This window comes from Limimaricola cinnabarinus, assembly GCF_002723615.1.
Taxonomy (GTDB): domain Bacteria; phylum Pseudomonadota; class Alphaproteobacteria; order Rhodobacterales; family Rhodobacteraceae; genus Limimaricola; species Limimaricola cinnabarinus_B.
The window spans coordinates 200245-221157 of record NZ_KZ304952.1 but is presented as its reverse complement, the minus strand read 5'-3'; the positions used below and the strand labels follow the sequence as shown (position 1 = coordinate 221157).

The 20913-nt window shown below is 69.4% G+C and carries 20 protein-coding genes; 16 read left to right on the top strand and 4 right to left on the bottom strand.

The genetic code is table 11. From position 1 onward, the window contains the following. The first annotated feature begins 19 nt into the window (after positions 1 to 19). From CJ301_RS04265 to CJ301_RS04215, 11 genes are all read left to right on the top strand, one after another. Positions 20 to 1021 (top strand): sialic acid TRAP transporter substrate-binding protein SiaP, encoded by a 1002-nt coding sequence (locus CJ301_RS04265; RefSeq protein ID WP_099274639.1) that lies wholly within the window; start codon positions 20 to 22, stop codon positions 1019 to 1021. Between the two features lie 85 nt (positions 1022 to 1106). Next, positions 1107 to 1682 (top strand): TRAP transporter small permease, encoded by a 576-nt coding sequence (locus tag CJ301_RS04260; RefSeq protein ID WP_099274637.1) that lies wholly within the window; start codon positions 1107 to 1109, stop codon positions 1680 to 1682. Positions 1683 to 1693: 11 nt separating this feature from the next. Continuing rightward, positions 1694 to 2974, top strand: a complete 1281-nt coding sequence (locus CJ301_RS04255; protein WP_099274635.1) for a TRAP transporter large permease — start codon at positions 1694 to 1696, stop codon at positions 2972 to 2974. Positions 2975 to 3059: 85 nt separating this feature from the next. Then, a complete protein-coding gene (locus tag CJ301_RS04250; RefSeq protein ID WP_162620414.1) occupies positions 3060 to 4115 on the top strand; it encodes an ion channel in 1056 nt (351 codons plus the stop codon). Between the two features lie 202 nt (positions 4116 to 4317). Next, positions 4318 to 5253 (top strand): sulfurtransferase, encoded by a 936-nt coding sequence (locus CJ301_RS04245; RefSeq protein WP_099274631.1) that lies wholly within the window; start codon positions 4318 to 4320, stop codon positions 5251 to 5253. 10 nt (positions 5254 to 5263) lie between these two features. Beyond that, complete coding sequence (locus CJ301_RS04240; RefSeq protein ID WP_099274629.1) at positions 5264 to 6385, top strand: YeeE/YedE thiosulfate transporter family protein; 1122 nt, start codon at positions 5264 to 5266, stop codon at positions 6383 to 6385. Positions 6386 to 6387: 2 nt separating this feature from the next. After that, positions 6388 to 6558 carry a hypothetical protein gene (locus tag CJ301_RS18955; RefSeq protein ID WP_173812320.1) on the top strand — a complete coding sequence of 57 codons (171 nt, stop codon included), beginning with the start codon at positions 6388 to 6390 and terminating at the stop codon, positions 6556 to 6558. A 177-nt stretch (positions 6559 to 6735) separates the two neighbouring features. Next, positions 6736 to 8031, top strand: a complete 1296-nt coding sequence (locus tag CJ301_RS04230; protein ID WP_099274627.1) for an O-acetylhomoserine aminocarboxypropyltransferase/cysteine synthase family protein — start codon at positions 6736 to 6738, stop codon at positions 8029 to 8031. Positions 8032 to 8331: 300 nt separating this feature from the next. Then, on the top strand, positions 8332 to 9297 hold the full coding sequence (locus tag CJ301_RS04225; protein ID WP_099274625.1) for an ABC transporter substrate-binding protein: 966 nt from the start codon (positions 8332 to 8334) through the stop codon (positions 9295 to 9297). Positions 9298 to 9398: 101 nt separating this feature from the next. Next, the gene (locus tag CJ301_RS04220) at positions 9399 to 10433 is read left to right on the top strand and encodes an ABC transporter permease (protein ID WP_099274623.1); all 1035 of its coding nucleotides are present in this window, start codon (positions 9399 to 9401) and stop codon (positions 10431 to 10433) included. Positions 10434 to 10443: 10 nt separating this feature from the next. Continuing rightward, positions 10444 to 11496, top strand: a complete 1053-nt coding sequence (locus CJ301_RS04215; RefSeq protein WP_099274621.1) for a quaternary amine ABC transporter ATP-binding protein — start codon at positions 10444 to 10446, stop codon at positions 11494 to 11496. A 68-nt stretch (positions 11497 to 11564) separates the two neighbouring features. Here CJ301_RS04215 and CJ301_RS04210 read toward each other — a convergent pair whose 3' ends face one another. Together CJ301_RS04210 and CJ301_RS04205 are read right to left on the bottom strand one after the other, a co-directional pair. Beyond that, positions 11565 to 12779 (bottom strand): AGE family epimerase/isomerase, encoded by a 1215-nt coding sequence (locus CJ301_RS04210; protein ID WP_099274619.1) that lies wholly within the window; start codon positions 12777 to 12779, stop codon positions 11565 to 11567. Continuing rightward, the gene (locus CJ301_RS04205; protein WP_254050065.1) at positions 12776 to 13270 is read right to left on the bottom strand and encodes a LacI family DNA-binding transcriptional regulator; all 495 of its coding nucleotides are present in this window, start codon (positions 13268 to 13270) and stop codon (positions 12776 to 12778) included. The genes CJ301_RS04210 and CJ301_RS04205 overlap by 4 nt, the downstream gene beginning before the upstream one ends. A gap of 122 nt (positions 13271 to 13392) precedes the next feature. Between CJ301_RS04205 and CJ301_RS04200 the strand changes: the two genes are divergently transcribed. After that, on the top strand, positions 13393 to 14658 hold the full coding sequence (locus CJ301_RS04200) for a glycerate kinase type-2 family protein (RefSeq protein WP_099274614.1): 1266 nt from the start codon (positions 13393 to 13395) through the stop codon (positions 14656 to 14658). A 65-nt stretch (positions 14659 to 14723) separates the two neighbouring features. Here CJ301_RS04200 and CJ301_RS04195 read toward each other — a convergent pair whose 3' ends face one another. After that, on the bottom strand, positions 14724 to 15203 hold the full coding sequence (locus tag CJ301_RS04195) for a type I secretion C-terminal target domain-containing protein (RefSeq protein ID WP_099274612.1): 480 nt from the start codon (positions 15201 to 15203) through the stop codon (positions 14724 to 14726). A 738-nt stretch (positions 15204 to 15941) separates the two neighbouring features. Here CJ301_RS04195 and CJ301_RS04185 point away from each other — a divergent pair. Next, positions 15942 to 16853 carry an oxygenase MpaB family protein gene (locus tag CJ301_RS04185; RefSeq protein WP_099274610.1) on the top strand — a complete coding sequence of 304 codons (912 nt, stop codon included), beginning with the start codon at positions 15942 to 15944 and terminating at the stop codon, positions 16851 to 16853. Here the strand turns inward: CJ301_RS04185 and CJ301_RS04180 are convergent. After that, positions 16819 to 17739: a LysR family transcriptional regulator gene (locus CJ301_RS04180; RefSeq protein WP_162620413.1), complete on the bottom strand. Its 921-nt coding sequence runs from the start codon at positions 17737 to 17739 to the stop codon at positions 16819 to 16821. The genes CJ301_RS04185 and CJ301_RS04180 overlap by 35 nt on opposite strands. A 127-nt stretch (positions 17740 to 17866) precedes the next feature. On the opposite strand from CJ301_RS04180, the gene CJ301_RS18620 reads away from it, so the two are divergent. The 3 genes from CJ301_RS18620 to CJ301_RS04170 are packed head-to-tail and all read left to right on the top strand — an operon-like array spanning position 17867 to position 20726. Beyond that, positions 17867 to 18058: a hypothetical protein gene (locus CJ301_RS18620; protein WP_162620402.1), complete on the top strand. Its 192-nt coding sequence runs from the start codon at positions 17867 to 17869 to the stop codon at positions 18056 to 18058. Beyond that, on the top strand, positions 18055 to 19797 hold the full coding sequence (gene araD, locus CJ301_RS04175) for an L-arabinonate dehydratase (protein WP_099274606.1): 1743 nt from the start codon (positions 18055 to 18057) through the stop codon (positions 19795 to 19797). Before CJ301_RS18620 ends, araD begins: the two co-directional genes overlap by 4 nt. After that, positions 19797 to 20726 carry a Gfo/Idh/MocA family protein gene (locus tag CJ301_RS04170; protein ID WP_099274604.1) on the top strand — a complete coding sequence of 310 codons (930 nt, stop codon included), beginning with the start codon at positions 19797 to 19799 and terminating at the stop codon, positions 20724 to 20726. The genes araD and CJ301_RS04170 overlap by 1 nt, the downstream gene beginning before the upstream one ends. Positions 20727 to 20913 lie beyond the last annotated feature (187 nt).

Sequence of the window (20913 nt, the reverse complement as noted above, 5' to 3'; positions counted from 1 at the left end):
CAACCAGGGAGGAAGACCGATGACACCGAAGCTGACCCAGACGATCGCGCTGGCCACCACCGCGGCCGCGGCACTCGCCGCCGCCGCACCGGCCATGGCGCAGGATGCCGAGCGCATGCTGAAATGGGCCCATGTCTACGAGGCGAGCGAGGCCTATCACAGCTGCGCCGTCGACGCGCATGAGGATCTGGTCGCCGCGACCGAGGGCCGCTACGGCATCGAGGTCTTCCCGGCCTCCTCGCTGGGCAAGGAGGTCGACATCAACGAGGGCCTGAGCCTCGGCACCGTCGACATCATCTATACCGGCCAGCTCTTCGCCGGCCGCGCCTACGGCCCCATCGCCATCGGTGGCGCGCCCTACATGTTCCGCGACTACGCGCATTGGGACGCCTTCCGCAATTCGGACCTGTTCGAGGAGCTGAGCCAGGGCTACGCCGATGCGACCGGCAACCAGATCGAGGCGCTGACCTATTACGGCAACCGCCACGTGACCTCGAACAAGCCGGTCACCGCGCCCGGCGACATGGACGGGCTCAAGATCCGCGTGCCGAACGCGCCGCTCTACATGATGTTTCCCGAAGCCGTCGGCGCCAACCCGACGCCGATCGCCTTTGCCGAGGTCTATCTCGCGCTGCAGCAGGGCACGGTCGACGCGCAGGAAAACCCGCTGCCGACGATCCAGGCCAAGAAGTTCTACGAGGTGCAGTCGGACATCAACCTCACCGGCCACATCACCGACGCGCTGCTGACCATCGTCGGCGGCCCGACCTGGAGCAGCATGGACGAGGCCGACCGGGAGGCGCTCTCGACCGCCATCGACAACGCCGCCGCCTGCGCCACCGAGGCGATCCGCGATCAGGAGGCCGAGCTGGTGGAATGGTTCGGCGAGCAGGGCGTCACCGTCAACGAGGTGGATCGCGGCCCCTTCATCGAGGCGGTGAAGGCCATGCACATGGGCGACATGGCGACCTGGGACCAGCAAACCTACGACCGGCTGCAGGCCATCGGCCAGGACGGCTGAGCCGCGCGATCCGTTCGCGCCGCATGACCTGACCGACCGGCCCCCGAGGCGGGGCCGGTCCTCACGCCCCCGGGGACGCCTGACCATGAAGCCAGCCGAAACACATCCCGAGCCGGAAGAAATCCACCCGGCGCTGCATCTCGAGGAAGAGGAGATCGACCTGTCGGACCTGCGATGGGACGACGCGCTGGTCATGGTGATCTTCTGGGCGCTCGCCTTCGTGGTCTTCCTGCAGTTCTTCACCCGCTACGTGCTCAACGACTCGCTCGGCTGGACCGAGGAGATCGCGCGGTTCCTGCTGATCGCGGTGACCTTCACCGGCTCGGTCATGGCGGTGCGCAAGAGCGCGCATATCGCGGTCGAGTTCCTCTATCGCTGGGTGCCGCGCCCCTTGCGCCGGATCGCGCAGGCGCTGATCGACCTCGTCTCGATCTCCTTCTACGCCACTCTGGCCTATCTTTCGGGCCAGCTCGCGGGCCGGACCCGGCAGATGATGGTCTCGATCGACGTGCCCAAATCGGTGGTCTACTGGTTCGTCGCCGCCTGCTTCGCCGCGATGGCCCTCTATGCCATCCGCAACGCCTGGCTGCATCTGCGCCATGGCACCAGCAAACTCATCGACCCCGAACAGCACGCGGATGCCGTGCGCGCGATGGACTAGGAGCGCCCGACGTGGACATTGCCATTCTCTTCACCATCCTCTTCGCGCTGCTGCTCTTCGGCGTGCCGGTGGCGATCGCGCTTGCGGGCTCCTCGCTGGTCTTCATCCTCGCCAGCGGCATGCCGCCACCGATGGTGGTGGCGCACCGGATGATCAACGGGGTCGACAGCTTCCCGCTGCTGGCGGTGCCCTTCTTCATCCTCGCGGGCAACCTGATGAACACCGCCGGGATCACCGAGCGGATCTTCAATTTCGCGCTGGCGCTGGTGGGCTGGATGCGCGGCGGGCTGGGTCATGTGAATGTCGGCGCCTCGGTCATCTTCGCCGGCATGTCGGGTGCCGCGGTGGCCGATGCGGGCGGGCTCGGCGCGATCGAGATCAAGGCGATGCGCGACGCGAAATACGATCCGGGCTTCGCCGTGGGGGTGACGGCCGCCTCATCGACGATCGGGCCGATCATCCCGCCCTCGCTGCCGATGGTGATCTACGGCGTGGTCGCGGGCACCTCGATCGGCCAGCTCTTCGCGGCGGGCTTCGTGCCGGGCATCGTCATGGCGGTGTCGCTGATGCTGATGATCGCCTTCTTCGCGCGCCGCCGGGGCTTTCCGCGCGACCAGCCCTTCGAGATGGCGCTGCTGACCGCCTCCTTCGGGCGGGCCTTCTTGTCGCTGCTCACCCCGGTGATCATCGTCGGCGGCATCCTGTCGGGGGCCTTCACCCCGACCGAGGCCGCCGTGGCCGCCTGCGCCTGGGCGATGTTCCTCGGCCTCGTGATCTACCGCACCCTGACCTGGCGGCGCTTTTTGCGGGTGAGCTTCGACACGATCGAGACCACGGCGGTGGTGCTGTTCGTGGTCGGCGCGGCGGCGATCTTCGCCTGGATCCTGACCTCGAACCGGGTGCCCGAGGCGGTCGCGGGGATGCTGCTCTCGGCCTCGGACCGGCCATGGGTCATTTTGCTGCTGATCAACCTCATCCTGCTGATCGTCGGCTGCTTCATGGAGACGGTCGCCGCGATCACCATCCTGGTGCCGGTGCTGCTGCCGGTGGCGATCGAGCTGGGCATCGACCCGGTGCATTTCGGCGTCATCATGGTGCTGAACCTGATGCTGGGCCTGCTCACGCCGCCGGTGGGCATGGTGCTCTACGTGCTCGCGCGCGTGGCCAGGATCCCGTTCGAGCGCTGCGTCGTCGCCACCGCGCCCTTCCTGATCCCGCTGGTCCTCGTGCTCGGGCTGATCACCTTCATGCCGGCGATCACCATGTGGCTGCCGACGCTGATCTACCGCTAGGCGAAGGGTCCGAAGGGGGGCGGCGGAACCCGACCGCCCCCTCGAACGATGGGTGAAGGCCATGCCCATCACCGAAGGAAGCCCCATGAAGTTCCTCGCTCCGGCCCTCCTCTTCCTTCTTGTGATCGGCGGGAACGCCCAAGCGCAGGAGGCCCCGTCGCGGACCGACCCGCTGGTGATCGGCGTCTTCGAGCGGCCGCCCTATGCCACGCGCACCAATGACGGCGCCTGGCTCGGCCTCGCCGTCGATCTGTGGCGGCTCACCGCCGAGGCCGAGGGCTGGGCCTACGAGTTTCGCGACGTGGAAGGCGGGGAGGTGGCCGATGCGCTGGCCCGAAACCGCATCCATGCCGCGCTGGCGGTCGATGCCACGCCCGAAGCCGAGGCGCGGCTCGATTTCACCCACCCGCTGCACACCGCGACGATGGGGGTGGCGACGCAGCAGCGCTCGATGGTGCTGAACGTGGCGCAGGGCTTTCTGACCTGGCAGTTCCTGCGGCTGGTGCTCGGGATCTCGGTGCTGCTTCTGGCCGTTGGCGCGCTGATGTGGCTTTTGGAGCGGCGGCGCAATGACGGGCAATTCTCCAGGAGCCCGCTGCGCGGCCTGGGCGACGGGTTCTGGTGGGCGGGGGTGACGCTGACCACCATCGGCTATGGCGACAAGGCCCCGATCACCCTGTCGGGGCGGGTCGTGGCGATGCTGTGGATGCTGTCGGGGCTTGCGATCAGCGCGGCGCTGACGGCCGCCGTGGTCAGCCTCACCGACATGCGCCAGTCGGTGCAGCTGCCAGAGCGGTTCCATGAGCAGAGGGTCGGCGTCGTCGAGGGCACCACCAGCGCCAGCTTTCTCGAAGCCGAAGGGGTGGATCTGCGCCGCTATCTTTCGGTGGCCGAGGCGCTGCGCGCCATGCAGGCGGGCGAAGTCGATACCGTTGCCGCGGCAGGGCCGGTGCTGCAGACCACGATCTCCGAGAGCGGCGCCTTCGACACGCAGGTCCGGCGCACGGAGCTCGATCCGCATTATGTCAGCATCGCCTTGCCCGAGGACTCGCCCTTGCGCGAGCCGCTCAACCGCGCCCTGCTGACCCGGCTGACAAGCGAGAGCGGCTGGAACCTCGTGCAGCGCTACCTGCCGGAATAAGCCCCGCGGCCCGGTCTTTTTCGCAGGCCCCTTATGGAACGCCCGTCGCCGTTTCGGGGGTGTTTTCGGAACCGGCGTTCCTTTGATCATCCCGCAGGCGAACAGAAGGTCGAGACCGGGTCGGCCCGGCCGAAACGGTCGGTTGAACTCGGCCCCCAAGAGGCAGATCTAGGGAAATATCCCATCCCGAAAGGCCGATCCGATGAACAGGTTTATCGCAGTCGCGGTCGCCGCGACGACCCTTTCCAGCCCCCTTTATGCCCAAGACGCCCAAGGCTTCGGCCCGCTGGTCAGCGCCGAGGAGCTGGCCGGGCTGATCGAGACGACCGATCCGTTGGTGCTCGACATCCGCGGCGAGGCTTACGGCGAAGGCCATGTCGAGGGCGCGGTCTCCGCCCCCTACGGCCTGTTTCGCGGGCCGGCCGACAACCCCGGCCAGCTGCCCTCCGAAGAGGAGCTGACCGAGCTGCTGCGCGATCTCGGCGTTTCCGCCGACCGCCCGGTGGTGATCACCCATCAGGGCCGCGACGAGACCGATTTCGGCGCCGCCGCGCGGGTCTACTGGACCCTGAAATCGAGCGGCGTCAGCGATTTGGCGATCCTCAATGGCGGCGTCGGCGCATGGCAGGCGGCGGGCAACGCGCTGTCGACCGAAGCCGTCGAGCCGGAGGAAAGCGCGATCACCGTGAGCTTCTCGGATGAGTGGCTCGCCACCGAAGCCGACGTGCTGCAGGTGGTCGAGGGCGAGGCGCAGGCGACATTGGTCGATGCGCGCCCCGAAAGCTTCTGGGCGGGCGAGGAGGCGCATCCCGCCGCCGCGCGGCCCGGCACGCTGCCGCAGTCGGAGTATTTCACCCATTCGAGCTGGTTCTCCGACGACCCCACGCTGATCGACGCCGAGGCCGCGCTGGCGCTGGCCGAGGAGGGCGGCTTCACCGGCGACGAGACGCTGATCTCGTTTTGCAACACCGGGCACTGGGCCGCGACCAACTGGTTCGCGCTGAGCGAGCTTGCGGGTCTCGACGACGTGAAGCTCTACCCGGAATCGATGGTGGGCTGGTCGGCGGCGGGGCTGCCGATGCAGAACACCCCCGGCGTGTTCCAGAACCTGCTGAACCAGATCACCGGCGCGCTCTGAGGAGGCTTTCATGGCCGATACCGGCATCGCCGCCCCGCGGGGCGGCTTCACATTCGGCACCCGTGGCCTGCTGGTCCTCGGGGCGCTGGCGGCGGTGCTGTCGGTCGCGGCCATGGCGGGGGCGCGCTACGGCGCGCTGCTGCTGATCGGGCTGGGCTTCGGCGTGGCGCTCGAAGGGCTGCGCTTCGGCTTTGCCGGGCCATGGCGCGCGATGATCCTGCGGCGCGAGCCCGCGGGCCTGCTGGCGCAGCTTGCGGCGATCGCGCTGGTGGCGCTCGCCGCCTTTCCGCTTCTGGCCAGCAACGGCGCGGAGCTGTTCGGCGCCCATGCGCCGATCGGCGTGGCGATGATCGGCGGCGCCTTCGTCTTCGGCGCGGCGATGCAGCTCGTCATGGGCTGCGGCTCGGGCACGCTGGTCAATGCCGGGAGCGGCAACGTCGTGGGCGCGGTGGCGCTGCCCTTCTTTGCGCTGGGCAGCTTCGCCGGGGCCTACAATCTCGACTGGTGGATCTCGCTGGGCACCGCGCCGGTGGTGGCGCTGTCGGGGACCGGCGGCCTGCTGGCGACGCTCGCGGGCCTTGCCGCCGTCGCGGCGCTGCTGTTGTGGCTGGCCCCGGCGCAGGCGCGGCGCGTGCCGCGCAGGCTCTGGATCGCGGCGGTGGCGATCGCCCTCCTTGCGATCCTCAACCTCGTCGTCTCCGGCCAGCCCTGGGGCATCGTCTACGGCCTTGGCCTGTGGGCCGCGAAGGGCGCGCAGGCGGTGGGCGGCGATCTGTCCGGCTCGGCCTTCTGGAGCGCGCCGGCCAATGCCGAACGGCTGCAGCAGAGCATCCTGACCGATGTCACCTCGCTCACCAATATCGGCCTGATCGGCGGGGCCTTTCTCGTGAGCGTCTGGCGCGGGGGCTTGGGCGCGAAGCTGCCGCGGCTGTCGCCGCTCGCCTGGGGTGCTGCCGTGGTCGCGGGGTTCCTTCTGGGCTATTCCTCGCGGCTGGCCTTCGGCTGCAATGTCGGTGCCTTCTTTTCGGGCATCTCGACCGGCAGCCTGCATGGCTGGGCCTGGTTCGCGGCGGCCTTCTTCGGATCCTACTGGGGCGTGAAGCTGCGCCCGAAGCTTGGGCTGGAGGTGTGAGGATGACGAGAACTCCCATCGCGCTTTCGGTGATCGGCCTCGTCGTGGCGCTGATCGCGGCGGATCTCGCGGGCAGCGCGCCGCTCAACCCCTACCAGGCGCCGCCGATGCTGGCGCTGGGCTCGGGCCTCGCTGCCACGGGCGCGCATTGCGCGGCCCCGGTGGTCGAGTAGCGGGGCAGGGTTTCGGCCCCGGGGCAGGAACGCTTCAGGGCGGGCCTTGCCGCCATGTGGCCAAAGCCCGGTGAGCGGACGAAGCACCGCGCGCGGCCCCGGCCGCCTGTCTCATGCGATATTGTGCCCCGCGCCGGCTCGCCCTAGCCTCTGGCCCAAACCGAAAAGGAGAGGGACATGACCGAACAACGCAGCCTCGGCTTCGACACGATGCAGATCCACGCGGGCACGGCGCCCGATCCGGCGACGGGCGCGCGGCAGGTGCCGATCTATCAATCCACCTCCTACGTCTTCAAGGATGCCGATCACGCGGCGCGGCTGTTCGGGCTCGAAGAGGTCGGCTACATCTATTCGCGCCTGACCAACCCGACCGTCTCGGCGCTGGCGGACCGGGTGGCGGCGCTCGAAGGCGGCGCGGGGGCGATCTGCTGCTCCTCGGGGCATGCGGCGCAGATCATGGCGCTGTTCCCGCTGATGGGGCCGGGGCTCAATGTCGTCGTCTCGACCCGGCTTTATGGCGGCTCGGTCACCCAGTTCAGCCAGACCATCAAGCGCTTCGGCTGGTCGGCCCGCTTCGTCGATTTCGACGATCTCGACGCCATCGAGGCGGCGGTGGACGGCGACACCCGCGCCATCTTCTGCGAGTCGATCTCGAACCCCGGCGGCTACATCACCGACATCCCCGAGGTGGCCAGGCTTGCCGACCGGGTCGGCCTGCCGCTGATCGTCGACAACACGCTGGCCACGCCCTACCTGTGCAACCCGATCGCCCAAGGTGCCACGCTGGTCGTGCATTCGGCGACCAAGTATCTGACCGGCAACGGCACGATCACCGCCGGCATCGTCGTCGACAGCGGCAGGTTCGACTGGTCGGCCTCGGACAAGTTTCCCTCGCTGGCGGCCCCCGAGCCCGCCTATCACGGGCTGAACTTCCACGAGGCGCTCGGCCCGATGGCCTTCACCTTCCACTCCATCGCCGTGGGGCTGCGCGATCTGGGCATGACGCTGAACCCGCAGGCCGCGCATTACGCGCTGATGGGGATCGAGACGCTCAGCCTGCGCATGGCGCGCCACGTGTCCAACACCGAGAAGGTCGCGACATGGCTCGAGGCCGATCCGCGCATCGACCGCGTGACATGGGCCGGGCTGGCCTCCTCGCCCTGGCATCACCGGGTCGCCAAGGTCACGCCCAAGGGGGCGGGCGCGCTGTTCACCATCGGCGTGAAGGGCGGCTACGAGGCCTGCGTCAAGCTCGTGGACAGCCTCGAGTTGTTCAGCCATGTCGCCAATCTGGGCGATACCCGCTCGCTGATCATTCACCCCGCCTCGACCACGCACCGCCAGCTCACGGTGGATCAGCAGATGGCCGCGGGGGCCGAGCCCGACCTGGTGCGCCTGTCGATCGGGATCGAGGACCCTGAGGATCTGATCGCCGATCTCGACCGGGCGCTGGACCGCGCCACCGGCGCCTGAAGCGGCCCGTTCAGCTTGCACTACCACGGCTCCGGGCGCCTTCGCGCGCGGGGCCGTATCGGCCGGCCGGGGCAGGGCGGGACGGGGGGTCAGCCACGCCCGACCGGGCATTCAACTTGCTCCTCGCCTCTGGATCGCTAAGTTGCGCCCCTGAAGCGCGGTTTTTGGCCGCAATTCGTCCCTCGGTGCCGGCATGATGCCGCGTGCGCCGAGAGAAGACAAAAGATCCCCGCCAGCAGGGCATGGACCGGTCGACGGACCCGGCCGTGCGGGCCAGTGGACCAACATGAGGAGAACGGAATGAAGAAGAAGATACTCGGCGCGCTGTTCGCGACCATCGCCCTGCCGGGCGCCGCCGCCGCCGATTGCGGCGAGGTCTCGATCACCCAGATGAACTGGGCCTCTTCCGAGATCGTCACCGCCGTCGCCAAGTTCCTGATGGAGCAAGGGTATGGCTGCGACGTGGCGACCGTGCCCTCCGACACCGTGCCGGCCGTCACCTCGGTGGCCGAGAACGGCGAGCCCGACATCCTGACCGAGATGTGGACCAACTCCACCGGCGATGTCTACAAGGAGCTGAAGGAGGCCGGCAAGGTCGAGGAGCTGGGCCGGGTGCTCGAGCCCGGCGGCGTCGAGGGCTGGTGGATTCCGACCTATCTCGCCGAAGAGCATCCCGAGCTGACCACCATCGAAGGCGTGATGGCCAACCCCGAGCTGGTCGACGGGCGCTTCAACAACTGCCCCGATGGCTGGGGCTGCCGCGTCACCAACGACAACCTGATCCGCGCGCTCGACCTCGAAAGCTCGGGGCTCGAGGTGTTCAACCACGGCTCGGGCGAGACGCTGGCCACCTCCATGGCCTCGGCGGTGCAGAGCGAAGAGCCCTGGTTCGGCTATTACTGGGGGCCGACCGTGCCCTTGGGCAAGTTCGACATGACCGAGGTGAAGATCGGCGAGTACGACGCCGAGGCGCATGCGCGCAACGCCAACAAGGACGCCGAGAATCCCGGCGTCAGCTCCTACCCGGCGGCCCCGGTCTACACCGTGATCACCACCGATTTCCGCGAGCGCGAGCCGGAGATCGCCGAGCTGATGAGCAAGCTGTCCTTCGAGACCGACACCATGAGCAGCCTGCTCGCCTGGGCCGAGGAGAACGGCGCTTCGAACGAGGAGGCCGCGGTCTACTTCCTCAAGAACAACCCCGACGTCTGGTCGGAGTGGCTGAGCGACGAGGCCCGCGAGAAGCTCTCGGTGCTGCTCGACTGAGACCGGGATCGCACCCGATCACCTCAAGGGGCGGCCAAAGCCGCCCCTTGTCATGTTCTTTGAAGCAATAACAAGGCGGTAACCCGCCGGGGAGAGCCTCAATGGCAACCTATGATTTCGTGTTCGACGGGCTGGGCCTGCGCGAATGGTGCGGAGGCGACGACGCCGGCGGCGGCGGCCTCATGTCGATGGATGCGCTTCTGAGCGAAACGAGCGGCTCCGGGGCCGAGGTCTCGGCCTGGGACACGCCCTTTCCCTCGCTCGATGCGCTCAACGCCGCCTGTCCGGCCATGCCGCAATCGCGCGACCTGACCTCCGGGCTGGAGAACGGCTTTCTCGCCATCAAGGATGGTCTGCAGGTGGTGGTCGATCCGCTGACCCAGCCGCTGAGCTGGGCGCTGACCAACGCGCTGTGGATCATGCAGGCGGCGCCGTGGTGGCTGATGATCCCGATCCTGATGATCATCACCTATCTCGTCGGCCGCTCGCTCAAGCTGGCGGGGCTGGTGGGGCTGTCCTTCGCCTTTCTCGCCTTCATCGACTATTACGACTACACCATGCAGACCCTGGCGATCATCTTCGTCTGCGCCTTCATATGCGTGCTCCTGGGCGTGCCCATCGGCATCGCCATGGCCCGCAACGACAGGGTGCAGCGCGCGATGATCCCGGTGCTGGACATGCTCCAGACCCTGCCGCCCTTCGTCTATCTCATTCCGCTCATCTTCCTGTTCTCGGTGACCGAGCCCAAGCTCTACGGCATCGCGATCATCCTCTACGCCATCGTGCCGGTGGTCCGCCTGACCGATCTGGGCATCCGCATGGTCGACAAGGAGGTGATCGAGGCCGCCGACGCCTTCGGCATGACCGACCGGCAGAAGCTGTTCGGCGTGCAGATCCCGCTGGCGCTGCCGAACATCATGGCGGGCGTGAACCAGACCATCATGATGAGCCTCGCCATGGTCGTCATCGCCTCGCTGGTCTCGGCGCCGGGTCTTGGCGTTCTGGTTCTGCGCGGCATCCGCAGCCTTGAGCTGGGCGTGGGCCTCGTCTCGGGCTTCGGCATCGTGCTTCTGGCGATCATCCTCGACCGGGTGACCAAGGCCGCCCTGGCCCGCATCAACGCGTCGCAGCACTGAGGAGAGCCGCATGACCGACGATATCAAGATCTCGATCCGCAAGCTCTACAAGATCTTCGGCGAGGCGCCCGAGACGGCGCTCGCCCATGTCCATGAGGGGATGAGCAAGGCCGACCTGCTGGAGCAGGAAAACCACGTGCTCGGCCTCAACGACATCAACGTGGACATGCCCGCGGGCAGGACGACGGTGATCATGGGGCTGTCGGGCTCGGGCAAGTCGACGCTGATCCGCCATCTCAACCGGCTGATCGAGCCCACGGCGGGCGAGGTGCTGGTCGATGGCGAGAACATCCTCGACTACAACCCGCGCCAGCTGCGCGACCTGCGCCAGCACCGCATGTCGATGGTGTTCCAGAAATTCGCGCTGCTGCCGCACCGCACGGTTCTGGAAAACACCGGGCTCGCGCCCTCGATCGAGGGCAAGAAGACGCGCGCCTATGCCGACGAGGCGACCAAGTGGCTCGACCGGGTCGGGCTGCAGGGTCTGGGCGACCAGTATCCGCACCAGCTTTCGGGCGGGATGCAGCAGCGCGTCGGCATCGCCCGCGCGCTGACCTCGAACTCGGACATCATGCTGATGGACGAGGCCTTCTCGGCGCTCGACCCGCTCATCCGCACCGACATGCAGAACCTGCTGATCGACCTGCAGGCGGAGCTGCACAAGACCATCGTCTTCATCACCCACGATCTCGACGAGGCGCTGAAGCTGGCCGATCACCTGGTGATCCTGAAGGACGGCTTCGTGGTGCAGCAGGGCGAGCCGCAGCACATCCTGCTGAACCCGGCCGACCCCTACATCGAGGACTTCGTGGGCGACATCAACCGCGCCCGCGTGCTGCGCACCCGCTCGGTGATGGAGAAGACCGAAGAGCCCGTCGAAGGGCTCGACGGCGAGGTCGATCACGACGACACGCTGGAATCGGTGATCTCGATGGCCGAGGGCGACACCAACAAGCACTACCGCGTGATGCGCGACGGCCGCCAGGTCGGCGTGCTGCACATGCGCGACCTGGTGCGCGCTCTGGTGCCGACCTCGCGCGGCGAGGAGGCGCTCGCCTCCTGACCTTTCGGCCCGGCGGCACCGGATCGCGCGCCGCCGGGCCGGTTTTCGAAGCCCCGCAGGCGGGAGGCTCAGCGCCCCCGCAACAGCGCGGCAAGGCTGCCGGTGCAGGGATGCAGCGGGATCAGGCAGGCCTGCAGCGCGTGGTAGATGTCGGGCTTGCCGAAGAAGGGATCGCTCGACGGGCGCCCCTCCGCGTCGATCTGCGGATGCCAGCCGCCATGGTCGCGGTCGATCAGCCGCGTGGCGGCAAAATCCCAGAACCGGCGATACCAGCTTTCCAGCACCGCATCCTCCTGCAGCGTGGTCAGCGCATGCGCGGCCCCGATCGCCTCGCAGATGGGCCACCAGTAGCGCTCGGCGATGGCCGGGCGATCGTCCCAGCCCAGCGTGTAGTAAAGCCCGCCGCGCGCCTCGTCCCAGCCATCGGCGGCGGCGCGGTCGAACAGCGCGCGCGCGGCCCCCGGCGCCCAGCCGAGCCGCCGGCCCCCCGTCTCGTAAAGCTGCACCAAGAGCCGCGCCCATTCGAAGCCATGGCCCGGCGTCAGCCCCGCCGGGCGGAACATCGGGTCGCCCTCGTACTCAGGGTTCACGCTCCAGTCGGGGTGGAAATGCTCGGCCAGCCGCCAGCCATTCTCGCGCGCGCGGCGGTTGACGATCAGATCGGCGATCCGCTCGGCCATTTCGAGATGCCGCGCATCGCCCGTGGCCTCATGCGCGGCCATCAGCGCCTCGGTCAGGTGCATGTTGCAGTTCTGGCCCCGGTAGGCCTCGGTCTCGGTCCAGTCGGCATCGAAGCCCTCGCGGATCGCGCCGGGCGCCTCCTCCCAGAACCGCGCGCGGAGCACCTCTGTCACGTCGTCGATCATCCGCCGCGCCTGCGGATGCCCGGCCATCTCGGCGCTGCTTGCGGCGAGCAGCACGAAGGCGTGGCCATAGCCGGTCAGCCGCGGGTCCGGCGTCTCGCTGGCGGTCACGCCCCAGGCATAGCCGCCGCCGGGCTGGCGGTGGCGCTCCCACAAAAAGCGCATGCCGTGATCGACGATCTCCATCGCGCCGGGGCGGCCCATCAGCGCGGCGATGGCGTAGCAATGCACCATGCGGGCCGTGGCGTGGATCTCGCGCAGCGGCGCGTCGCGCAGCGCGCGGCCTTCTGCGTCGAGCGCAAAGAAGCCGCCATCGGGATCGAGGCTTTCGGCCTCGAACAGGCGCAGCAGGTCATCGGCCTCGCGCGCGAGCCAGCGGCGATGCTCGGGCAGGTCGGTCCAGCGGGCGGTTGGGGTCATGGGCGGTCTCCGGGGATAGAGGCAGGAAGGGGTGGGGCGGTGGTCTCGCGCAGCACCAGCCGCGCCTCGATCTCGAGCGTGACGGGCGGGGCCGAAGGGGCGGCGCGGCGGGCGAGCAGGCGTTCGGCCAGGGCCTGGCCGAGATCGTGGGGCGCGACGAAAAGGGTGCTGGGCGGCGCGGCATCGTCGCGCGCATCGAGCACGCAGACGAGATGGCCCGCCCGCTCCAGCCGGTCGCTGACGCCGCTCACCAGCCCGGCGTCAAGCGGGTTGGCGAGGGGGTGCGGCACCATCCCGATCTCGCGGTTCTCGCCAGAGCGCAGCCCTGCCGCGCGCCGGTCGGGCAGGGAGTTCACCGCCTCGGCCGCCGCGATCACCCGCGCGCGTGTCCGCTCCGGGATCCGGCCGGTGCCGCGCAGCACCCGGCCCACGGTGGCGGTGGAGACGCCGGCCTGCGCCGAGAGGGTGCCGAGCTTGGGTCTTGGGGCCATGACACACCGTTCCGCCGCGCGGGGCGTCTCTTTCATTCGGTTTCGATATATCGTTGTATCCCCCCGGCGCAATGCCCGGCCGCCGCGGCGGCGGTCGGCCTCGTCGGCCAGGAGGTGCCCCGATGACATCCGTTCCCCCGCCCGCGGCTGACCCGCGCGGCTTTCTCGAAGCGCTGTTCGAAGCCGCCGTCGCGCGCGCCGATCCGATGCAGGTTCTGGCCGCGCATCTGCCGCCCCGGCCCGAGGGGCGGCTGGTGGTGATCGGCGCGGGCAAGGCCAGCGCGCGCATGGCCGAGGCGGTCGAGGCGGCTTGGGGCCCCTGCGAGGGGCTGGTGCTGACGCGCTATGGCTATGCGCGCCCCTGCGCGGGCATCGAGATCGTCGAGGCGGCGCATCCGGTGCCGGACCGCGCCGGGCTCGAGGCGACGGCGCGGCTCCTGGACCTCGTCGAGGGGCTCGGCCCGGACGATACCGTGCTGGCGCTGATCTCGGGCGGCGGCTCGGCGCTCTTATGCGCGCCGATCGAGGGGCTGACGCTCGAGGACAAGAGGGCGGTCAACGCCGCACTTCTGGCCTCGGGCGCGCCGATCTCGGCGATGAACGTGGTGCGCAAGCAGCTCAGCCGCGTGAAGGGCGGGCGGCTCGGCGCGGCCTGCGCCCCGGCGCGGCTGTTGACGCTGGTGATCTCGGACGTGCCGGGCGACGATCCGTCCGAGATCGCCTCCGGCCCGACCGTGGGCGATACCAGCACGCCGGCGCAGGCGCTCGAGATCATCGACCGCTGGTCGATCGAGCTGCCCGATGCGGTGCGCGCCGCGCTTGCCGCGGCACCCGCCGGGGTGGCCCCGGATGATCCGCGCCTCGCCCATGCCGAGACGCGGATCATCGCCGCTCCCGCCCAGTCGCTCGACACCGCCGCCGAGATCGCCCGCGCGGCGGGCTGCGAGGTGCGGATGCTCGGCGACGCGATCGAGGGCGAGGCGCGCGAGCTGGCGGTGGCGCAGGCGCGCACCGCGCGCGAGATCGCGCAGAGCCTCGCGCCGGGGGCGGCGCCGGTGCTGCTGCTCTCGGGCGGCGAATGCACGGTGACCCGCCGCGGGCAGGGGCGCGGCGGGCCGAATGCCGAATTCGTCCTTGCCGCCGCCTGCGCGCTTGCGGGCGATCCGCGCATTCACCTTCTGGCCTGCGACACGGATGGCGTGGACGGCGCGGACGAGATCGCCGGGGCCTATGCCGGGCCCGGCACCCCGACCGGCGAAGCGGCGGCGCGGGCGCTGGCCGAGAACGACGCGCATGGCTTCTTCGGGCGGGTCGGCGGGCAAGTGGTCACCGGCCCGACCCTGACCAATGTGAATGACTTCCGGGCGGTGCTGATCCTGCCCGAGTGACCAAAGACACCCTCCCCCGCGATGCCGCGATCACGGGGGAGGGCGATTCCGGCCCGCGCCATGCCTCAAAGCAGGAGGTCCTGGGCGCCGAAGGCGTCGACGCCATTGAGCACGATCCGCATCTCCGCGCGCGCGTCATTGTCCGTATTGATCTCGGGCCGCCCGCGGGCGCTGTCGAAGCGGACCTGGCCGGCTTCGGTGAAATCGGCGTTCCGGCCGATCCAGTCGAGCTTCTGGTTGCCGCCGCCGTGACTGTTGCCGTCGATGTCGGACAGGTCGATCTTGTCGCCCTCGGAGCGGTCGAAATCCCTGACCACGTCCTGCTTGCGCCGACCCGCCCCGGCGTCGCGCGCGCCGAAGATGAACTGGTCGGCACCGCCGCCACCGACCATCGTATCGCCCGCGCGCCCGCCGGTGATCTCGTCGCCGCCCTTGCCGCCCTTGAGCGTGTCGCGGCCCGCGCCGCCGCTCAGCGCATCATCGCCGCCGCCGATGGTGCGACAGGAGACCTGAATCACTTCGGTGGCCGGCTCCGAGAGGTTCACCGTGAAAACGGCTTTTCCCCCGTATGGAAACTCAGCTTCTCGGCGGTGTTCTCAGCTGTCATGGAGATCGTTGGCATCTTCGGCTCCCCCCTTGGATATGGCCGCCCCCTTGCCGCCGCTGCGGAGCCTGTCCGCAAGCGAAGCGACGGGCGCGAACCCTGTCGTGATCCGGCACGCCACGGCGTGGCGCCCGACCGGGGCCGAGACATGTCGGGTGGCTCGCCGGGGGAGGGTGGCATGGCGAGAGGGGAGATCCGGGATGAGGCCGGGGGCGGCCGGTGGCAATGCAACCGACCGCCGGGCTGAGGTTCATCCCTCCAGAAAGAGCAAACCTGCAATGCCGCAAGACCACGGCGGACACTCGTCAACCACGAAACAACCCGCTTGTGATGGAGCGTAGTTACGCCACGTAAGGCTGTCAACGCCGGGTGGAGATATTGTTTCCATCCGCCTCCGGTCCGGCGTCTTCGGCCCTGCATGTGCCGTGCATTCGCGCCGACCGCCATCGGGGCAGGGGGCAGGACGGCCCCCCGCCGCCCCCCCGCCGCCCCCCCGTCGCCCCCCCGTCGGGCGCCCGTCAGGGCCGCTCGGGCGTATCGGCGCGGTCTCTTCGCGGCAGGCTATGGCGCGGCCATGCGCGGTATCGTGTCGCGCGCTGGGCGGCCCCGCCATGGCATGATATTGCAACCCCACCCCGTGGCGCCCCGAAGGGGGCGCGGTGGCATGGAGTTTGACAGGATGTTCTCAGCCCGCCCCGAGGACCGGATCTCTGCGCTTTGCGCCGAAGCCGATTTCGAACAGATCGCCCGGCTGCTGACCACCCATGCCTTTTCGTGGGATATCGAGCGCGCGCTCGAACTGGCGCTGTTTCGCACCTATGCGATGCCTTCGATCTCCTCGCTGCTGGCGCGCACGGGCGAGTTCGCCGCGCGACCGGCCAAGCGCTACGACGACACGGAGCTGCTGCTCTCGGAGCCGCTGGAAAACGGGCTCGACAGCGCGCGGGGCCGCGCGGCGATCTCGCGGATCAACGAGATGCACGGGCATTACCGGATCGCCAATGACGACATGATCTATGTGCTGGGCACCTTCGTGCTGGAGCCGATCCGCTGGCTCGACCGCTTCGGCCGCCGCGCCATGACCCCGCATGAGCAACGGGCCTGGACCAACTACTACCGCGCGCTGGGCGAAAGGTTGGGCATCCGCGACATCCCCGCCGATCTCGCCGGGTTCGCGGCCTTCAACGCCCGCGCCGAACGAGAGCGCCGCCGCTTCGCGCCGAGCAACCGGGAGGTGGCGCAGGCCACGCTCGACCTGCTGCTGGGCTTCTACCTGCCGCGTGGGCTGTTCGGGCCGGGCCGCCCGGTGGTGCTGGCGCTGCTCGATCCACCGCTGCGCGAGGCGATGGGCCTGCCGCATCCGCCCCGGGCGCTGCGCATCGGCGTTCCGGCGGCCATGCGGCTGCGGCGTCTGGTGCTGCGCGCGCTGCCCCGCCGCAGACGGCCGCGGCTGGTCACGGCCCGGTGGCGGGCGGGCTATCCCGAGGGCTACGAGATCGCCGCGCTGGGCACATGGCCCGCCGCGCGGCCCGGGGCCTGTCCTCGGGGCGGGGCGCTCAGCCGGGAAGGTCGCGGGTCAGCAGCGCGCTGAAGCGGCGCAGGGCCATGGTGGGCGCCGCACCCTTGCGGGTCATCAGCCCGTAGGGCGCGACCGACAGGCCGAGATCCAGCGGCAGCACCGCGCAGGCCCCCGCCGCGAATTCCGAGGCCACGGCCCGGGCCAGCGGCGCGATGGCATTGCTGCGCTGCACCAGCGCCAGCGTCAGCAGCACCGAGGAGGTGGTGACGCAGCGCGCAGGCGCGCGAAGGCCGCGCCGGGCGAGCTGGTCTATCACCGTGTCGTGCAGGATCGTGCCCGCCTCGGGCAGCACCCAGTCATGCTCCATCAGCGCCTCGGGCGCGGGCGGCACCTCGGCCAGAAGCCGGTGCCCGCGCCGGACCACCAGCGCCACCGGCTCCTCACCGACGGGCCGCAGGTCGAACAGCTCGGGCGGATGATCGCGCGGCAGCCGGGCAAGGGCGAGGTCGATCCGCCCCTCGGCCAGCGCCTCGCCCAGCACCTCGGAATTGGCGATCTCGACATGAACGCGCAAGCCCGGCATCTCCAGCCGGGCGCTGCGCAGCGCCGGCAGCACGCGCTCCATGGCCGCCCCCGTCACCGCGCCGACGCGCAGATCGCCCGTCAGCCCGCCGCCGATCTCGCCCAGCTCGCGCTCGGCATCCGACAGCTCGTTGAGCACCCGCCGGGCCCGCTGCGCCAGCGCCCGGCCCTCCGGGGTGAGGCGGATGCCGCGCCCGTCGCGCGTGCGCAAGCTGTATCCGGTGATCCGCTCGGCCTCCGACAAAAGCCGCGAGGCAGCGGGCTGGGCGATGCCGAGCGTCGCCGCCGCGGCCCCCAGACCTTCGTCATGGGTGAGCAGGGCCAGCAGCCGCAGATGGCTGAGCTTGAGGCCGCGGCGCAGGAAGGTCTCGGCCATGCATACCCGTTTCGTCATGAGATCATCACGACCGATTATTTGATTGATATGAGCGCGCTTGCCAAGCTCCGCCCGAACCGGGGGCAAGGGGCCCGGTCTTGCCGGACCGTTGCAGGGAGGGGGTGCCATGCTGTTGTCGCAGATCAGGACCGGAACCGGCACCGCGACGCGGAGCTTCGGCGACGGCATCCGCGCGCGATCGGGCGATGTCTTCGAGATCGAGGCCGCGGCCTTCGGCCTGCCGCTGATCAACCCGCTCGCCCAAGGCCCCCGACCGGGGCATGGCGCGCGTCACCTCACTTTGAAAGACATGACATGAGCTTCACCCCCGCTCCCTGGCCCCGCAAGCTGCGTTCGCAGGAATGGTTCGGCGGCACCTCGAAGGACGCGATCTATCACCGCAGCTGGATGAAGAACCAAGGGCTGCCCGCCGATCTTTTCGACGGGCGGCCGGTGGTCGGCATCTGCAACACATGGTCCGAACTGACGCCCTGCAACGCGCATCTGCGCGATCTCGCCGAGCGGGTGAAGTTCGGCATCTACGAGGCGGGCGGCCTGCCGGTGGAGTTCCCGGTGTTCTCGCCCTCCGAGTCCACCTTGCGCCCCACGGCGATGATGTATCGCAACCTGTGCGCCATGGATGTCGAGGAGGCGGTCCGCGGCAAGTGCATCGACGGCGTCGTGCTTCTTGCGGGCTGCGACAAGACCACGCCGGCGCTCCTTATGGGCGCGGCGAGCGTCGATCTTCCGGCGATCGTGGTCTCCGGCGGGCCGATGCTCAACGGGCATTTCAGGGGCGAGAAGGTCGGCTCGGGCACGCATCTGTGGCGGTTTTCCGAAGCCGTGCGCGCGGGCGAGATGACCGAGGCCGAGTTCGTCGAGGCCGAAGCCTCGATGAGCCGCTCGCCGGGCTCGTGCAACACGATGGGCACGGCCTCGACGATGGCAAGCATGGCCGAGGCGCTCGGCATGGCGCTGTCGGGCAACGCCGCGATCCCGGCGGTCGACAGCCGCCGCCGCGTCATGGCGCATCTCACGGGACGGCGCATCGTCGACATGGTCAAGGACGACCTGAAGCCCTCCGACATCATGACCCGCGAGGCCTTCGAGAACGCGATCCGCACCAATGCCGCGATCGGCGGCTCGACCAACGCCGTCATCCACCTTCTGGCGATGGCCGGGCGGGTCGGGCTCGACCTGACCCTCGACGACTGGGACCGCTGCGGCCGCGACGTGCCGACCATCGTCAACCTGCTGCCCTCGGGCCAGCACCTGATGGAGGAGTTCTTCCATGCGGGCGGGCTGCCGGTGGTGATCAAGCGGCTCGGCGAGGCGGGGCTGTTGCACAAGGACGCGCTGACGGTTTCGGGCGGCACCCTCTGGGACGAGGTTCGGGACGTCCGCAACTGGAACGAGGAGGTGATCCTGCCGGTGGAGCGCGCGCTGGCCAAGTCGGGCGGCATCGCGGTGCTGAAGGGCAATCTCGCGCCGCTGGGCGCGGTGCTCAAGCCCTCGGCGGCGACGCCCGCGCTGATGAAGCACCGGGGCCGGGCGGTCGTGTTCGAGGATATCGACGACTACAAGGCGCGCATCAATGACGAGGATCTCGACATCGACGAAAGCTGCGTCATGGTGCTCAAGAACTGCGGCCCGCGCGGCTATCCGGGCATGGCCGAGGTCGGCAATATGGGCCTGCCGCCGAAGATCCTGCGAAAGGGCATCACCGACATGGTGCGGATCTCGGATGCGCGCATGTCGGGCACGGCCTACGGCACGGTCGTGCTGCACACCTCGCCCGAGGCGGCGCGGGGCGGGCCGCTCGCCGTGGTGCGCTCGGGCGACATGATCGAGCTCGACGTCGAGGCGCGGCGGCTGCATCTCGACATCTCCGACGAGGAACTGGCGGCACGTCTCGCGGATTGGACCCCGCGCATGGAGGCCCCGGCCTCGGGCTATGCCAGCCTCTACCATGACCGGGTGATGGGGCCGGAAACCGGGGCGGATTTCGATTTCCTCGTCGGCTGCCGCGGCAGCGCGGTGGGCAAGGAGAGCCATTGATGAGCTACGCGAAGGAGCCCCGCAAGATCGCCCTTGTCGGCATCGGCAAGATCGCCCGCGACCAGCACGTGCCCGCGCTGGCCGCCAGCCCCGACTGGGATCTCGCCGCGACGGTGAGCCGGAAGGGGGGCGTCGAGGGGATCGAGGCGCATGAGGATTTCGACGCCTTTCTCGAAGCGCGGCCCGATATCGAGGTGGTCTCGCTTTGCCTGCCGCCGCAGCCGCGCTTCGACTATGCGAAGAAGGCGCTTCTGGCGCGGCGGCACGTGATGCTGGAAAAGCCGCCCGGCCAGACGCTGGCCGAGATGCATGAGCTGGAGCGGCTGGCGGCGAAGCAGGGCGTCACGCTCTATGCCAGCTGGCACAGCCGCATGGCGGCGGGCGTCGCGGCGGCCAGGTCGCGGCTGGTCGAGCGGGTGGTGCAGGGCGTGTGCATCACCTGGAAGGAAGACGTGCGCAAATGGCATCCCGGCCAGGACTGGGTCTTTGCCCCCGGCGGCATGGGGGTGATGGATCCGGGCATCAACGCGCTGTCGATCCTGACCGAAATCCTGCCCGAACCGGTGCATCTCGTCGCCGCCGATCTGGAGTTTCCCGAGAACCGCGACACGCCGATCGCCGCCCGGCTCGAATTCAGCGGCCATGTCAGCGCCGTGTTCGACTGGCGGCAGGAGGGGCCGCAGACATGGGATATCGAGATCGAGACGAACAAGGGGCCGCTGGCGCTGCGCGAGGGCGGGGCGCGGCTGGAGGTGGACGGCGCCGAGCAGGAGCTGCTCGACCATCCGGGCGAATACCCTTCGCTCTATGCACGCATGGCGGAGCTGGTCGGGCGCGGCGAGAGCGATGTCGATCTCGCGCCGATGATCCACGTGGCTGACGCCATGACGCTCGGGCGGCGGGTGACCGTGGCCCCTTTCGAATTTTGAGAAAAGACGACAAGACCGGAGCCCCACCTCCTCGCGGGTAAGCCCGCCGCGGGCGGCGACAGCTTCGCCTCCGCCCCGGCCAGCGGCGCGCCGCGCGACGACCCCAAGAGAAGGCCCGCGCATCGACCGCGCGGTGCGCGCCGCAGGTGATGCTGACCGACGGCATCGCCCGCGCCTTTCACGAGGG

Excerpts from the sequence above, each read along its gene's own strand:
- araD (WP_099274606.1), top strand. The coding sequence starts at position 18,055 with ATGAGCTTCACCCCCGCTCCCTGGCCCCGCAAGCTGCGTTCGCAGGAA.
- CJ301_RS04215 (WP_099274621.1), top strand. The coding sequence starts at position 10,444 with ATGACCGACGATATCAAGATCTCGATCCGCAAGCTCTACAAGATCTTC.
- CJ301_RS18955 (WP_173812320.1), top strand. The coding sequence starts at position 6,388 with ATGACGAGAACTCCCATCGCGCTTTCGGTGATCGGCCTCGTCGTGGCG.
- CJ301_RS04230 (WP_099274627.1), top strand. The coding sequence starts at position 6,736 with ATGACCGAACAACGCAGCCTCGGCTTCGACACGATGCAGATCCACGCG.
- CJ301_RS04205 (WP_254050065.1), bottom strand. The coding sequence starts at position 13,270 with ATGGCCCCAAGACCCAAGCTCGGCACCCTCTCGGCGCAGGCCGGCGTC.
- CJ301_RS04265 (WP_099274639.1), top strand. The coding sequence starts at position 20 with ATGACACCGAAGCTGACCCAGACGATCGCGCTGGCCACCACCGCGGCC.
- CJ301_RS04210 (WP_099274619.1), bottom strand. The coding sequence starts at position 12,779 with ATGACCCCAACCGCCCGCTGGACCGACCTGCCCGAGCATCGCCGCTGG.
- CJ301_RS18620 (WP_162620402.1), top strand. The coding sequence starts at position 17,867 with ATGCTGTTGTCGCAGATCAGGACCGGAACCGGCACCGCGACGCGGAGC.
- CJ301_RS04170 (WP_099274604.1), top strand. The coding sequence starts at position 19,797 with ATGAGCTACGCGAAGGAGCCCCGCAAGATCGCCCTTGTCGGCATCGGC.
- CJ301_RS04185 (WP_099274610.1), top strand. The coding sequence starts at position 15,942 with ATGTTCTCAGCCCGCCCCGAGGACCGGATCTCTGCGCTTTGCGCCGAA.
- CJ301_RS04260 (WP_099274637.1), top strand. The coding sequence starts at position 1,107 with ATGAAGCCAGCCGAAACACATCCCGAGCCGGAAGAAATCCACCCGGCG.
- CJ301_RS04250 (WP_162620414.1), top strand. The coding sequence starts at position 3,060 with ATGAAGTTCCTCGCTCCGGCCCTCCTCTTCCTTCTTGTGATCGGCGGG.
- CJ301_RS04225 (WP_099274625.1), top strand. The coding sequence starts at position 8,332 with ATGAAGAAGAAGATACTCGGCGCGCTGTTCGCGACCATCGCCCTGCCG.
- CJ301_RS04220 (WP_099274623.1), top strand. The coding sequence starts at position 9,399 with ATGGCAACCTATGATTTCGTGTTCGACGGGCTGGGCCTGCGCGAATGG.
- CJ301_RS04240 (WP_099274629.1), top strand. The coding sequence starts at position 5,264 with ATGGCCGATACCGGCATCGCCGCCCCGCGGGGCGGCTTCACATTCGGC.
- CJ301_RS04180 (WP_162620413.1), bottom strand. The coding sequence starts at position 17,739 with ATGGCCGAGACCTTCCTGCGCCGCGGCCTCAAGCTCAGCCATCTGCGG.
- CJ301_RS04245 (WP_099274631.1), top strand. The coding sequence starts at position 4,318 with ATGAACAGGTTTATCGCAGTCGCGGTCGCCGCGACGACCCTTTCCAGC.
- CJ301_RS04200 (WP_099274614.1), top strand. The coding sequence starts at position 13,393 with ATGACATCCGTTCCCCCGCCCGCGGCTGACCCGCGCGGCTTTCTCGAA.